The 15,447-nt window shown below is 56.4% G+C and carries 7 protein-coding genes and 2 pseudogenes; 2 read left to right on the top strand and 7 right to left on the bottom strand.

What is annotated here, in order from left to right:
* Positions 1–1,554: a response regulator gene (locus tag AC1DOG_RS03840; RefSeq protein WP_477926897.1), complete on the top strand. Its 1,554-nt coding sequence runs from the start codon at positions 1–3 to the stop codon at positions 1,552–1,554.
* 204 nt (positions 1,555–1,758) lie between these two features.
* Here AC1DOG_RS03840 and AC1DOG_RS03835 read toward each other — a convergent pair whose 3' ends face one another.
* The 7 genes and pseudogenes from AC1DOG_RS03835 to AC1DOG_RS03805 all read right to left on the bottom strand — a co-directional run bounded on the left by AC1DOG_RS03835 (position 1,759) and on the right by AC1DOG_RS03805 (position 14,913).
* Complete coding sequence (locus AC1DOG_RS03835; RefSeq protein ID WP_477926896.1) at positions 1,759–4,008, bottom strand: glycosyltransferase; 2,250 nt, start codon at positions 4,006–4,008, stop codon at positions 1,759–1,761.
* Positions 4,005–7,238: a glycosyltransferase gene (locus AC1DOG_RS03830; RefSeq protein ID WP_477926895.1), complete on the bottom strand. Its 3,234-nt coding sequence runs from the start codon at positions 7,236–7,238 to the stop codon at positions 4,005–4,007. Before AC1DOG_RS03830 ends, AC1DOG_RS03835 begins: the two co-directional genes overlap by 4 nt.
* 10 nt (positions 7,239–7,248) lie before the next feature.
* Positions 7,249–8,388, bottom strand: a pseudogene (locus AC1DOG_RS03825) (glycosyltransferase family 1 protein); the annotation flags it as partial.
* A gap of 39 nt (positions 8,389–8,427) precedes the next feature.
* Positions 8,428–9,627, bottom strand: a complete 1,200-nt coding sequence (locus tag AC1DOG_RS03820) for a glycosyltransferase (RefSeq protein ID WP_112974270.1) — start codon at positions 9,625–9,627, stop codon at positions 8,428–8,430.
* Entirely contained in the window at positions 9,620–12,937 is a 3,318-nt protein-coding gene (locus AC1DOG_RS03815; RefSeq protein WP_477926894.1) for a DEAD/DEAH box helicase, read from the bottom strand. Before AC1DOG_RS03815 ends, AC1DOG_RS03820 begins: the two co-directional genes overlap by 8 nt.
* A gap of 1,014 nt (positions 12,938–13,951) precedes the next feature.
* The gene (locus tag AC1DOG_RS03810) at positions 13,952–14,194 is read right to left on the bottom strand and encodes a DUF982 domain-containing protein (RefSeq protein ID WP_112942185.1); all 243 of its coding nucleotides are present in this window, start codon (positions 14,192–14,194) and stop codon (positions 13,952–13,954) included.
* 329 nt (positions 14,195–14,523) lie between these two features.
* Positions 14,524–14,913 (bottom strand): RidA family protein, encoded by a 390-nt coding sequence (locus AC1DOG_RS03805; protein ID WP_477926893.1) that lies wholly within the window; start codon positions 14,911–14,913, stop codon positions 14,524–14,526.
* Between the two features lie 307 nt (positions 14,914–15,220).
* Here AC1DOG_RS03805 and AC1DOG_RS03800 point away from each other — a divergent pair.
* Positions 15,221–15,447, top strand: a pseudogene (locus AC1DOG_RS03800) (adenylate/guanylate cyclase domain-containing protein); the annotation flags it as partial.

The following is a 15,447-nucleotide window of genomic DNA, read 5'->3' as shown; positions in this document are numbered from 1 at the left end:
ATGACTCCCGTCAATTTTTTGCTGGTCGACGATCTGGAAGAAAACCTCCTCTCTCTTGAGGCTCTGCTTCGCCGCGAGAATCTTTCGCTTTTAAAAGCGCGGTCCGGCGATCAGGCACTGGAGCTTCTTCTGGAGCATGATGTGGCGCTGGCCCTGATTGACGTTCAGATGCCCGGTCTCAACGGCTTTGAGCTCGCCGAGCTGATGCGCGGAAACGAGCGAACGCGCAGAATCCCGATAATCTTTGTCACCGCCGGCAGCACCGACGATCGTCGCCGTTTCGCGGGCTACGAGGCGGGCGCGGTGGATTTCATTCAAAAGCCTATCGAGCCGGATGTGTTGCGTCACAAGGCTGAGGTTTTCTTCGAACTGCACCGTCAGCGTCAACAGATCGAGATCCAGCGAGACCAACTGCATTTCCAGGCCGAGGCGCTGCGCGAGGYCGACCGAAGAAAAGACGAATTTCTGGCGACCCTTGCACACGAACTTCGCAATCCACTTGCCCCTCTTCGAAACGGCCTCGACCTGCTGCGTCGCAATCCTGACGGGCAAAAGGCCACTGAAATTAAGGACATGATGGACCGGCAGCTCGATCACCTTGTACGACTGGTCGACGATCTCATGGACGTCGCGCGAGTCAGCCAGGGTAAGATCGAGCTCCGAAAAGAGAAAATCAAAATTGCAGATGCTATCCACTCGGCGGTCGAAGCAAGCCGTCCGCTCATCGACAGTGCCGGCCACGCATTCGAACTCGATGTTCCGAACGTTGACTTATGGATCGATGCAGACGCGACGCGCGTGTCACAAGTCGTCTCTAACCTTCTTACAAACGCTGCAAAATATACGCCGTCTGGAGGACGTATCCGTCTCTCAGTTGCCGCTGATGGCAGCAAAGTGCTAATTGGCGTCACGGACAACGGAATTGGTATCCCCGCCGAGATGCAGGACGACGTCTTTCGTCTGTTTGCGCAGATCGGGGACCATCGCGAGCGATCTCAAGGGGGGATGGGGATTGGTCTGGCTCTGGTCAAGCAGTTGGTTGAAATGCATGGCGGCTCTGTCAGCGCCTCGAGCGATGGTGTCGATCGGGGTAGCGCGTTCACGATCCGTCTGCCTTTGACCGCACCGCCAGCGACTACCTCGCCCTCCGAACCAGTAGCCGAAACGGCGGAAAAACCTCCTCGGCCGCTGCGAGTTCTGGTCGTCGACGACAACCCCATCATCGCGGACACGATGGGCATGTTGCTGGAAGACATTGGCCACGAATTCGAGGCTGTCCATGATGGGAGAGAGGCGCTGGACGCCGCCAGGAGCTATCTCCCTGACGCGATACTGCTTGATATCGGGTTGCCGGGAATGGACGGATACGAGGTCTGCAGAGCCTTCCGTCGGGATATGTTATTCGAGGACACCATAATAATCGCGCAGACCGGCTGGGGTCAGGACAAGGATAAACAACTAGCGAAGGAGGCCGGGTTTGATTTCCATCTCACCAAGCCAGTTCCTCTCTCGGATCTCCAAACCATACTAATGAGCGTGACCCGGAGAAACTGAAGGGTGTTGGAGGCGTCTTTTGCGAAGCTAAGAAGCTCATAAGTTAGCAATGGGAAATTTGACACGCGGCAACGCGGATCACACGCGGCCTGTCCCACGTCGCGGGCTGTGCGCCTTCCGCGTCGATACCATCTCGGCATTTTCGCAATGCGCTTCTCGTCTATTTCGTCCACTTCGTGTACGGCCCGGCGTGTAACCACGTCTCTAAAAACGCGCAAACATAGTTTCGATACCGCGGGCAAAGTCCTGATCGGAGACGGGTCGAAAACTTGGAGTCACTGAGGATGCGAAAAGACCGTTTCGGCAGTCCCGATCGTCGTCCCAACCTGGATGGTCCAAGATCGGGTAGAGACAAACGCCTTCGAGTGGAACGCCGGCAGCGAGCGCCGCCGAAGCTTCCACAACAACGTACTGGATCCACGATGCCCTGCGATCGCCTTCTATACCGGTTTCGGCTATTAGAATAGGACGACCATAACGGGCGTACGTCTCCACAAGAATATTTCGAAGTGGTTTGTATTGTTGGTGCCCGACATCGATCGGAGACCCTCCGTGGATCCATTGGTTGTTGAAGTAATAGTTGACACCAACGATATCCAGGTAGTCAGCTCGGCCTCCGATCTGTGGCCAAATCCTGCCTTCGATCAAATCCCAACCTTGAAACTGTGCGAGCCGGTGGCCTTCGGCGGCGGCAGTTTCCCACGGGCGTGCGCGATCCGCGACGACGTTGATAACCGGATCGCAGTGGACAAAACGGGCGCGTGCATCGACCTCTCGGATCGCGTCCATGGCTGCGATTGAGGCGCGTGCTAACTGAACCTTCAACTCAAACCCACGATGTCTCGAGAAAGGATTTAAGTACGCGGCGTCGCCTCCACCCCATGCAAAGAACGAGATCTCGTTCACTGGGCAATAGAACGGAACCAGGTCGGTTTCGTCTCGCACGACATCGGCGCATGCTCCGGCAAATTTTGCGAAACGCTCGACGAATTTCGGCGACCAGATGTCCAGATCGTCGGGCCAACCATAGTGGAGCAGATCCCAAATGACCTGCGTGCCTGAGAGTGATGCCGCCCTCAGCATTGAGCGAACGCTCGACCAATCGTAGCTACCTGCTCTATCAATCAGGTGCCATCGAAACCCGTCGCGAACCGTTCTTATGCCGAACTCTTGTAGGCGCAGATAGTCTTGGTAAGCGTGGTCATCATGCTGCGTGGTGTGGATGACATCCAGACGACGCCCGCGCTGTTCCCCTTCTCTTTGCCGCAGACGATGGGTCGAGCATTCGAAGCCGCCTTGCAAGAAGGATTTGAAAATCTTTTTGGGACGCCCGGCCTGCCGTTCGAGCAGAACGTCCGAGAACAACTTCTCCCATAGCGGTATTACAGCCGCAACGCTGTAGCGCTCCTCGATCTTCAGCCTCAGCTGCTGACCGAGGCGTTTGCGCTCATATCTATCTTCGATCAATTTTTGAATGCCAACCGCAACTGCCCCCACATCTGCGTACGGAACCAAAAGGCCGGAAACTCCATCCTCAATTTGCTGCAGAGCACCGTTGTCAGGCGTTGCGATGACCGGAAGTGATGCAGCGCCTGCCTCTGCGATCACGTGGGGCATTCCCTCGCCCTTGGAAAGCCAGACGAAGATATCCATTGCTGACAGGAGATCCGGGACGTCAGTCCGGTCTCCAAGGAAGGTCAACCTTGTGCCGAGACCGAGCGCGGTTGCACGCTGACGGAGCTCAACAGCGTAATCGGGGTGAAAGGCGTCAGGGCCGCCGACGACGACGAATTTTGCAGTTGGACAACTTCCCTGAACTGACGCCGCCGCATCGATGAAGTCCTCGACGTTCTTTTTGGGATCCAGTCTTCCCACCCACCCGATAAGGACCTCGCCTTCGTCGATTCCGAGCTCCGATCGAACCGCGCTACGTCGACCGTTTCCGAACTCGCTGAGATCGACCATCGAGGGAATTTCGACTGCATGGGACTCGCGTCCAGGCATTCGGGCTGCAGCCGCCTCGGTGATTGTGCGACACACACCAACGTAACGCGAAGTGAAATGCTTTGGCCCTGCTTCGGCTTCAGATACCAGCCCCCCATGCTCGATCAGCGGCGGGCGGAGCTTAAGCCTTTCCAAGGCAGGGTATATGTCGGCGACGTTCTGGCAGGAGACGACGAGGTCATATGCCGGCACCTTCCCGGCGAGGTAGGCGACCGTGTCATCGAATGAGAGATCGTAAGGTGTTGTGTCGACGTGTACGCCGAGCGCTTCAAGTTGCTGGTGTGTTTGTTCCGGCATCCCAGGTTTACGAAAGCACGCGACGACATCTATCTTGTACCGGTCAGGATCCAGGTTGGCTGCAAGAAGACGGATCTCCGTCTCCTCGCCGCCGACGACGAGCCAGGCGAATACAAACAAAATTCGAGTAGGCGATTTATCGTCCCCGATCATAGGTCAGCCTGAAAGACGATCTGGATAAAGTCCGGTCGATTGTCGATCAGACTTTGCAGGAACACGGGGCCCTGCGACATCGGTACAATATCGGTTATGATATGTTCTCTGATAGCCTGGCCATCTCTGCGGAGTAGTTCGACCGTTTCCGCTGCCAGTCGGCGCCTGTCCCAGCTCGCAGAGAGCCCCCGTGGCACTCTGTTAATCTGAGCGCATTTGATGCTTAAACCGTTGTGATGGAATTCCTCCCCAAGTCGTAGCTCGGGAGAACCGCCCTGATAGAACGCAAGATCAATGACGACGCCTTGAGGTCGCAGTGCTTTCATTGCGAGATGCAGGCTTTCAGTGCTGGCTCTGGTCTGGAACACAATGTCGGCGCCCCGACCCATAATCCCGTCGTGCCATCGCGCCTTAGTGTACTGCCACGCCTCGTCATCGGTGACGGCGACGAATCCTAAAGCCTCAGCCCTTGCGCGTCGAAATGACGATGGGTCGGTGATCACCACTTCGGAAGCGCCCGCTTTCCGGGCAAACAGAGCGGTCATAAATCCGACGGGTCCTCCGCCGCAAACGAGCACAGGTCGTCCGGCGATGCTCGCGCCGAGCGATGGAACATGGGATCCGAAGACTTCGGCATCGGCGTGCAGGATACCGTTGGCAGCAATGGGACCCATCTGAGCTGCAAAGATCCCAAGGATCGGGTCGACATCATCCGGGAGCGGGATGAGTGTTTCGTGGTAAGGGTCGGTTGTATGCCCGCTTTTATGGCCATAGGTCGCAGATACAATCTGTCCATCCTGAAAACCCGCCGCCCTGGATTCGACGATCCTCCCCACTTCCATGTAGCCAAGGAAGGGGACCGGATAATGAAGATCGGGCTCGTTTCGCACGAAGACGCCGCGCTGACCGTCGAAGCGAGAATGGAAGTACGGATTGGTATTCTTGAGGAACGTTAGTTCCGTCCCCGCTGACAGTCCCGTGTACAGCGTCTCCAGCCTGACTTGTCCGTCAGGCGTTGGTCCTTCCTCATATTCAAACAAATAGGCTTCCGACGGGCCGTGAACGCCAAGAGATCGGACTAACCGGTGACCAGCCGGCAAAGGCTGGTCAAGATCATCGACGTGTTGCGATTGAAGCGGCTGCAAGGTGTTCCTATCGAATGACGCAGGCTCCAATCTCACAGGATCGCCGCTGTTGGCCGACGCAATAACGGCGAGAGCAAGCCGGTGCGTAACAAGCGCGTCGCCGTAAGGGCAACGAATGTTGTTCGGCCCCCCTGCTACCGCATCGATGAAATCCCTATCTTCCCTCCACACCGGGTCACCAACGGCTGCGCGAACTGGGCGACCCCGACCGACATCAACCATGATCTCATGATCGTTTAGCTCGATCGCCAATTTGTCAGCGAAGATGTGGAGACCGACCCGATGGCTCCAACCAAGCAGGCAGGTCGATGAGATGTTGGCTAACACGCCAGTCTCGAAAGTCAGGTTGGCTGTGGTTACAGTTGGAACGTCAAGGCCAGGGAAATCCCCGCGGTCCACATGGCCCGTCCTGCCGTAAACCTCAGTGACTTCGCCGACAAGAAACCGGGCAAGATCAAGAAGGTGCGTCGTTTGCTCGACCATCTGCCCGCCGGACTGCTCCTCCTTCCACCACCACTGAGGAGGCGGTGTCGAATCGAGCCAATACCCGGAAAGGAGCTGCGCTGGATTGTCTTGAAGTAACTCGCGCGCTTCATCGACAGTATCAAGATATCGCCAGTGGTAGCCAACGCCTGTGACCAGGTCTGCGGCACTGACCTTGTGCGCGATTTCTTCTGCAAGCTCGATGTCCCTCGTCAGTGGCTTCTCGACGAAAAACGGAATGCCCCGCTCAATCAAGTCAAACTCCGGCTCGCCATGAGCAAACGGTGGAATGCAGATATAGACCGCATCCAACTCCTCGGCGTCGAGCATCTCTTTATGCGATGTATAGGATCTGGCGCCAAAGCGGGAGGCGGCCGCGTCCGCTCGACCAAGGTCCGGATCGCAAAAGGCGACAAGTTCAACGTCGTTGAAAGTCGCAAGAATGTTCAGGTGGCGTTGCGCGATACCGCCAACACCAATGAAACCGAGGCGCGTCTTCGTCATCGTGTTACCCTTCGAGCTTTGAGAGCTTACGTGGCGGCCGTAAACCCCGGCCGTCTCACTAACCATACGGGAGGCGGTGAAATGGCGTCGGTACCTTTCAAGCCCAGCTTCGCTGGCAGCCTTTAGTCGGTCAGCATCCTGGAGCGCCCGGATGACGACCTCGGCAATGGAAGTATCTTTTCCGGGCTCAGCGAAATACTCATGTTCTTCTCCCAAAGCCTCGACGCTTCCGCCAATTCGGGTCGCAACAACCGGCAATCCGACCGACATGGCTTCGAGGACCGCTAGAGGGAGCCCCTCGAACTGCGATGGGAGAATGAAGACATCCGCCGCCAGCATCAGATCAGCGACGTCAGCTCTCGATCCAAGAAAACGCACAAGCGAAGTGAGACCGAGATCCTCGACGAGAGCTTCCAAATTTGACTGCTCCTCCCCAGTTCCCACGAGCAGAAGAATGGCGGACGGGACCGCTTGCAATATCGTGGGGAAAGCCTTGATGAGGGAGGCGTGATCCTTTTGCGGGGACAGACGCGCAACTGTCAGCAGAACAATCTTTCCCGCGATCGCAAGTTCTTCATCAATCGAGCCCGAGGGCGTGGTCGGTGTCATCGGCTGAACGCCGTTCCTGACGACGGTGATGCGATCGCTAGAGACCCCTTCCGCTAGGTAGCTTGCCTTGGAAGCTGCGGAGACTACGATGTGTTGAGAAATACGTTCCGTGGCTGAGCGGTAACGCCGTTTTTGCTCGGGATCGGTCAGCAAATATGGAAGGTGCTCGGTCCGGATAACGGGGACGTTGCAATCGATCCCGGCCGAGGAAAGTTCATGGCCTTCCCAGCCTATTCCAGCGTGGACGTGCAAAAGATCAACGCCGGCACCCTGCAACCAGCCGCGGAACTCTACGTCATCTCTCGCCAACTTTACTTTCAGGCCGCGGCGAGCCGCCCGCGGGAGCAAGCCAGTCCGGTCGTCGCCAACGACCGCGAATGTTACGTCAAACGTCTCTTGCAAGCCTTGTCCGAGGTCGAGCATGTGCTCCCCCAACCCCGACGGCTCTAGGCTGTCTGTGGCGATAACCACGCGCTTGGCGTCAGACATGGAGTTCTTCTCGTGCGACCGCGTGTTCCACCAAGGCGCTCATCTTTGCGAAAGTCTTGTCCCAAGACGACTCGGAAAGCTTTTCATCGATCACGGCACGCCAGGCCGGATCGCCGTGATCCATTCGACAAGCCTCGTCACAGGCTGCAGCGAAATGTTCCGCTCCATCCACGAGAAACACGCCCGGTATATTGCCGTAACCTGCCACGACATCCGCGATACGCGTGCTAACGACCGGAACGCCGGCAGCAAGATATTCAGGGGTCTTTGTGGGACTGATATAGCGGGTGGCATCGTTGTGCGCGAATGGCATCAAAGCTGCTCGCCAGCCGCTTAGAAATGCTGGAAGCTCATGGTAGCTTTTTCGACCGAGATAATGCAGATTCGCTCGTTTAGGCAGGTCCGATGGTGAAATCTTCACGACGGGACCCACGAAGACGAACGAAAAGTTCGGCCGCGTTCTCGCGACTTCATCTACTAACTCTAGGTCAATCCGCTCATCGATGACGCCAATATAGCCGAGGCGCGGCAAGTCGATCGATGTCTGGTCGTTGGGCGTGTCATTGAGGGCTCTCGCCGAGCCAAAGTGTGTGACATCGACACTCGACGGAAAGCAGTGGACGTTGGTGTGACGATTGCTTTTGGCTTCGAAAAGGCTCTTTCCGCCAGTAAATACCACATCCGCCCGGCTCAATAGCGCACCCTCGGCATCCTTCAGGTCGGGTGGTGCAAACTTGAAATTTGCGAGTTCATCCATGCAGTCGTAGACAACCGCATCCGCGTCGACATGACGGGCAAAAGAGAACATCAAAGGGGTGTAAAACCACATAATCGGCTTGGCTCCGCAAAACGAAGCGATAACCTCATCGAGCAGCCGCGACAAAGCAGCTTGTCGCTCAGCTTCGGACCACCAATGAGGGACCCGCGGTCGGACCGCTTTAACCGCTGTTCCCTCGAAGCTATGCACTTCGAAGTATGCCAAATGGTGGTCGGTTGGAATGAACTCTTCGAAAAAAATGACCAGCCGATCGCAAGAGAATCGTTCCATCAGATGCTGCGGTCGTTGAACCACAAAGTCCCAACGGAGGTGGGAGAAACAAATTATCGGTGAGCGATGATCAAGCGCCTTGAAAGCCGTCACAAGATTCATGCCAAATCCCCACGCTGTGTTGCGTTAGTGAACCTGCATTTATGACGATGGTTCCTTGCTCCCAAAAATAAGATGCCCCCTCGGATTTGACCGGATGGCGTGTGCAAGCTTGTCAATCGAGGCGGGCCAAAGCCAGTTTTCACAGACGGTCTGTCTTGGCGAAAAATCACTCAGTCTCGCGAGCATTTCGACGATGCCTTGGGCGAACAGAGCACTGTCGACAGCCAAGCCAGTGTCACGCGTGATGTACTGCAGTCCGCAGGCAAGTTTGTTGTTCGCTAGCACGGGAATCCCTGCGAGCATGTATTCTGTGAGAATGGCCGGCGCGCCGTCATCCACGCCGCAGACCACCCCAATCTTCGATTGGCTCATGTATCTATTGACTTCGTCATAGCCCACGCCTGGAGGCCCAATGAATTCAACGTTCAGGCCGAGCTCCGTTGTTCGAGCTTTGAACGTGTCGACCAAATCTCCATAGCCGCAGACACAGAGGGCTTTGAGCGGCGCGGTAATTTTTGCCAATGCCTCGAAGAGGATGTCGTGACGCTTGTAGGGTTGCGCTGCGGCTACATAGATGACGTCATACACCTTCTCCAAGCCCAGTGGCCTGAACATGGTCTCGGAGGCGAATTCAGGCCCAATTGGTAGCACCAATGTTGCCAAGCCTGGATGGACGCGCTGCACTTCCGCAGACTGCCAATCGGCGCCGGTTAGGATAAGATCGAAATGTCGGCTGACTTCAGGCGGAATACGTAGCGCTGGCGCATCGATCGAATTGTAGATCTTAAAGCTTCCGCTGCATGCGCGCATGATTTCTTCGTCAACGCCGAGCCCCCATACACATAAAATTTCTGGTGCTCTAAAGGCGGCGATGTGGCCCAACATGTCGTTTGAGGAGAAGGGAGGCACTGGACCGTTCATTCTGAATGACCTGCGCGTCAGCGGGTCGTTGTCTCGACTGACAATAGCTGGCTCGGGATTGCGACTGTGGGTCCAAATCTCGGCGCTGTCGACAAGCCTAGATCGTAAGAACGCAAGCGGGAGACGCTCCATGTAGCTGCCTGCCACTTCGAACGCCTCCTTGTACTCCCTTCCAAACGCGGATCCCCCAATGCCACGTGCCTCCCACATAGCTTGAAATTCGGCGGCTAGCGGGAGCGCCACATCCTGGAAACATCCTTCCTGGTAGTCACTGATAACTACAAGCCGCCTTTTAGCATGACCAACAATCTCATCCATTGCTTCTGCCTACGTTGTCCCAACCGGCGGCAGTCGCGAAAAGAGTTTCAAGAAACGGCAGGCGCTCAACGGTCTCGGTACTCAAGTCAAACAGAACCCGTTTCCCTTTCGCGTTTGCTCGTGCCGACTTTCTCCACTTCTCCAGTATCGAAGCATCTGGGCGCTTGTGAAATTCGATTGCGGTTCCGTCTGGCCCTGCAAGAACCGATGCTATACCCAGGTGGCCCGCTCGCGCTCGTATGCGCATAGCTCGAAGCAAGACCACCACTGGGTCGGCGAGTTCGCCGAAGCGATCCAACATCTCCTCCTCCAACTCGTCAAACTCTTCCATCAACGTCATCTTTTGAAGACGGGTATAAAAGCTCAGTCGCACTGTTGGATCGGGAACGTAATCGGACGGGATAAAGCCCGCTACGCCGATCTCGAAATTGGGAAGTTCAAACGAAGCTGAGACTTCTCCACGAAGCAAGCGTACCGCGTTTGCAAGAAGCTCTTGATAGAGACCAGTTCCGAGAACCTTGATGTGTCCCGCCTGCTCCTCGCCTGCCACGCTACCACCGCCACGCAGCTCAAGGTCGTTCATCGCCACGTCGGTACCCGATCCCAGACGATCGAACTTGAGCAGTGCGGATAGACGCTGGCGGCTATCATCGCTTGCCTTCCCATCCGTCTCGGTCAACATGTACGCCAGCCCTTGCGATCTGCCTCTTCCAACGCGGCCGCGCAATTGATGAAGCTGTGCCAGACCAAATCGGTCGGAACGCCAGACGAAGATCGTGTTCGCGCGGGGTACATCGAGACCGCTCTCAACGATGTTGGTTGAAAGTAGAATGTCGGCCTCGCCTTCGGAAAAGCGGACAACTGCATCTTCCATCTTATCTACCGCCATCTTGCCGTGCGCCACCAGAACCTCAAGCTCTGGCGCTATCTCCATAAGCATTGCTTGGAGCGGAGCGATGTCGGCGACCCGTGGGGCGACAAAAAAGGACTGTCCGCCTCGACGTCTCTCGCGCAGCAAAGCTGCCCGGATCGTCGCCGTGTCGGTTTGTAGGATGGAGGTCCTGACGGGGCGGCGACGCGCTGGTGGTGTTGTGAGCAAGCTCACATCTTGAACCCCGATGAGAGCGGATTGCAGGGTGCGGGGAATAGGCGTCGCAGAGAGGGCCAATACATGGATGTTTGGCGAAAGAGCCCGTATAGCGGCTTTGTCAGCAGCGCCGAAACGGTGCTCCTCGTCGATAACAACCAGCCCCAGCCTCTGAAAGCTCAGGTCCTTCCTCAGGATTGCATGGGTTGCGATTACAATATCGACGGTCCCATCATTTATCGCATCGAGCGTTTGCTTGACCTCGCCGTCTTTCACTGCTCGCGACAGCAGGCCGACTTTGAGACCGGATCTTTCAAATCGCTTTTTAAACACATCGTAGTGTTGCCTGGCCAGAATAGTTGTCGGCGCTACCACTGCCACCTGCATGGTGGACATTGCAGCAGCCGCCGCAGCCCTCAGAGCAATTTCGGTCTTTCCAAATCCGACATCCGCGCAAATCAGACGATCCATAGGACGGCCACTGGCCATATCGGCCAGACATTCATCGATGGCGTTCATTTGGTCGGTCGTGAGAGTGTAGGGGAAGCGCGCAGCGAATTTTTGGTACCGGTCTTGCGGTGGCGATAGCGGCTCTGATTTTGTCTCGGACCGTCGACGAGCAACTTCCACGAGATGTCTTGCTGCGAGCTTGATATCCTGCTCAAGGTCATCTCGCTTCTTCGCCCATCCTTTCGTGTTGAGCCGGTCCAAGGTGACGGAAGAGGCTTCGGCCCCGTATCGCCAAAGGAGGCCAAAATCCTTCATCGGAACGATGATCGAAGCACCCCCATGATATTCGAGCCGCACGGTGTCAAATTCTACGCCCTCGACAACGGTGGTTTCGATTGCGCGCAAAATTGCGACCCCATGGTCTTCATGGACGATGACGTCTCCAATCTGGAGATCCGGAGCACGGAGCGTCGACGCTGCGAGGTTGCGTTGGTGGCCGATCGGCGGACCAATAATGTCCTGGCAAGCCACCACCACCAAATTTCGCTTACGATCTATGAACCCTTCTGTCCACGGGACCATTCCGCTTCGGACACTCGGTCCTGCCTCCAAGAGTTCTTGCCAAGTTCTGGTAGGCGCCACTTTTGTGGTCAGCGATTTGCTCAGGCGATCCGTCAATCGGGTCAACTGAGGTTCGTCCCCCACTATAGCGAGGGAGGCTCCGTCGGCGGCCGCGTTGTTGGCAATCTCCATTAGGGCTCTGAACCCTTTCCCTCCTGTTTCTAGCGGTAAATAGCCCTCCGTATCGAGCCTCGACCAGCCGGGCGACGTGCGCGTGTTTTCCCAGGTTTCGCGATCGAGATAGAGCGAGCGCTGCGTCAAAGGCGCCCCGGCCGATATTCGCGCGTCCTCTATAATCTCGAGATATTCGTCGACCCTTTCGTCTACCTCGTCCTCTACCAAAAAAGCAGCGGGTCTCAACAAGTCGAATACCGTTTGGAGTGTGCCATAGTTTGCAAGAATCTGGGCGTAAATGGCCTGCCCACTCGGTGGTTCTACGAGATTCTCGGGGCGGAGGACGACTTCGGAAGCTGGTCCAAACAACATCGTTTGAACGCTTGCTTGCGTGCGTTGTGTCGCCGCATCATAAAACCAGAGTTCCTCGACAATACCGTTTCCGTTCAGATAGCATCGCATTGGTTGGTTACCACCGGCAGGAAATATATCAACGACGTCCTTTAGGATCGCGACCTCACCAGGTTCATCGACGACACCGTCGACCGCGTAGCCTGTCTGCGAGAGGAAAGCTTCGAACGATGAGAGATCAAACCGGCTGCCGACGGCTACTTTGAAATAGGTCGACTGGATAACATCCGCAGGTGGGACCCGCTGCAGCATTGCCTCAAGTGATGTCACGCATAGTCGTCCGCCCCGCTCCGTCGCCAGCCAGTCGCGCAGGGCATCCATTCGCATTCCCATTGAAGCTCTCGATGGCGGTACCCTATCGTATGGAAGACAATCCCACGCGGGCAGATATATGAGTTTGCTCCCGAGCGAGATGCAGTCGCATGCCTCGACGATGCGCTTTGCACGCCCGTCCGAGCGTGCGACGAAGACAATATCTTCACTGCGGCTGGCTTCGACATGGCGCGCCAGCTCACTGGCGACAAAGGCTGAATTTGCAGCGCAAACTTGGTTTTGGGGATCTACTGACATCAAGCTGAACCATGTATCGGGGAAACGGGCAAACTGGCGGTAGTCAACGACAGTCATGTGACTAGGTTCCGGACAGCTGCCCATAAGATCGATGGGCGGAGAAATGCGGCACACGCCACACACAGTCGTCCAATGGCCTCTGATCGAGTTCACCAAACAAAGGCTCAGTGGGCCATTTTCAGGTGCAAGCCTGAGCGCCCAAAGTCAGCCACCGATCCCTCGTTTGGCCGCTCAACGCCACGTTATCTGCTTTAGGGTAGCTCGTACCAAGCCAACCCGCGTTTCACGCTACCCGGAACTCTCTCGATAAACGCAAGTTAGAGCAGGATCGCCACGGTTTTGTCCCTTGTCCGCCTTGGCGACCGGCGAAGGGTTGGTGTTCGCTGATCCTTCGCCGCCCCTCGCTCCTCCCACGGGGGCTTCTCAAAGGGATTGGCTCCATGCGCATATTTTTTTGACAAATCACATTTAGCTTGGCTTTCGCTTCAAATTCAGAGGCTTGGAACCAATTGGCGTGGCGGTAGTCGTTGTGGTCAATCACGCGCCGGTGGTGAAGGAGCATCTGGGGCGAGCTCCAAAGGTGGGGTCACAAGCTTTTCTTGCCTGCAGCAGATGTCAAGATTGCGCCCGTAGTGAATGTCCCTATGTGCAGCTTAACATCACAGCTCCTTCCCAGTCTCGACCCTTCTCGTGACCGATTTACTACGCATATTCGCTGGCAGTCGTGAGAGTACGGGTCGGTCCAGATCGGCGTGTTGCCGACGCGACGCCGGGTTCGCGACAAATAGGTTGTGCCGAAGTGACCGCTCGTCCTGGCGATGTCCAACCCTCCCCAGTTTTGCCATGGACGCAAGCCTACTATCAAGCTCGAGTTGGATGCTTTCTTAGAGTAAGCCAAATCTGAAATCGCGTACGATTATCTTCCAGGACGACCGGTCCCCAATCCCGATCGTTCGTTATCGGAAAAGTCCCCCCCCCGTCGACCAGATAGGTAACCCAGGTGTGTGCCTTGCCTAGTCGGAAGCCAGAAACGCTGCAACGAGGCAAACGTCTTTTCGACGGTGTCTACGGTCAGTGTGCTTTGCCACCGGCCTCGCCAACGGCGTCGACAAAGAATACCCGTGCGTCATCCGCACTCAGGCGACCATCGAGCGCGGCTTTGCAAGCCATGCGGGCACGTAAAAACTTCAGGCCACTCATATTGGGCCACCTGTCAGTGAGGCAGGTCATGGCCTCAAACGGACCACCGATAACCTTCTGTTCCTGATGCGGGAAATTCACAGCTACTGGGGCATTCCAAGCATTATTCGCCATCATATCCTCCCAACGACGCAATATCCTCGTCATCGACAATATTTAGGGTGCATCATCAATTAGCAAAGCTCCTAATTTCGTTGGTACGGTTCCAGACGGAAAACTTTACCTAAGCGCGCTGGCGAAGCGGAGACCGCCAAACCGCCTCGTCGTCGATACAACTGAGCTGATCGGGAATCTCCATTTGACGGCCGCCTGCGCGGCGCTATCGACCTCAGTTTAGGGCGCTGGATGGAAGCCGGGAAGTTTGCCCATCGCAGCCGCAGTGACCATCGCGTTAAACCTCGCGAGCACTCAAATGTCTGCGGCGCTCCATGCCAAAGGCAAATTCACTCTTCGGCGATCATGGCGATCACGGCGATCGAAATCTTGAGCCCCGGGACCTTTACGGGGAGTTTTGCCCCCTGGCGCGCCGGAGGGCGCGCTGGAAACCACCTTAGCCACTCCTCATTCATGCCCGCAAAATCCTCTTCTTCAGCGAGGATGACCGTAGCACTCACGGCCCTGTCTAGATCCGTGCCGGCTGCCTCCAGGATGGCGGCAATGTTGCGAAGCGCTTGGGCGGTCTGCTCCTGGATAGATATCCCCACAAGCTCACCCGTCTCTGGCGAGTACGGCGCCGTGCCCGAGACAAATACTAGGCCCCCAGCCTTTACAGCATGGCTAAAGTACGGAGATGCTTTTGGCAGCGCCGTAGACGAGACAATCTCACGAGACATCCACTCCTCCGGGTTCGACTGCAGAGCGAAAGATTACGATGTTGAGTGCGTCTGAATGTCCGCCTCAGGTCAACCCCAGTCAAGGTCTTACGGCCACACGATTTCACTGGCTTCTCGAGCCGTCGTGCTTTCGCCCGCTTTAGCAGGGTGCAATCTGCGGCGATTCAGCGCGTCAGATCATCTTATCAGCGGCATACATAGGCGGTGACCTGCATCTCCGCCAAGCAGCCGTGACAGGCTTACGACTTGTTGACTCACCAAAGGGCGAACAATACCCTGCGAGTTCAGTCGTTAGGCTTGTCCTCAGATGACAGATCCATCTCTTCAGCGGCGTCTTGCCGCCATTGTCGTTGCCGATGTGGTGGGATATTCTCGCCTGATGGAGGCTGATGAAGTAGCGACGGTGGAGAACCTCCGGGCGCTCCGTTCCGGCGTTATCGAGCCCGCCGTGACGTTCCACAACGGTCGAATCTTCAAGATCGTAGGCGACGGCTTCCTAATCGAATTCGCTAGCGCATTGGATGCGGTCAAGGC

The sequence above is a fragment of the Rhizobium sp. 01N48 genome (assembly GCF_056399145.1).
Note: the sequence above shows the minus strand (reverse complement) of the source record. Positions and strands in the feature narration are given on the sequence as shown.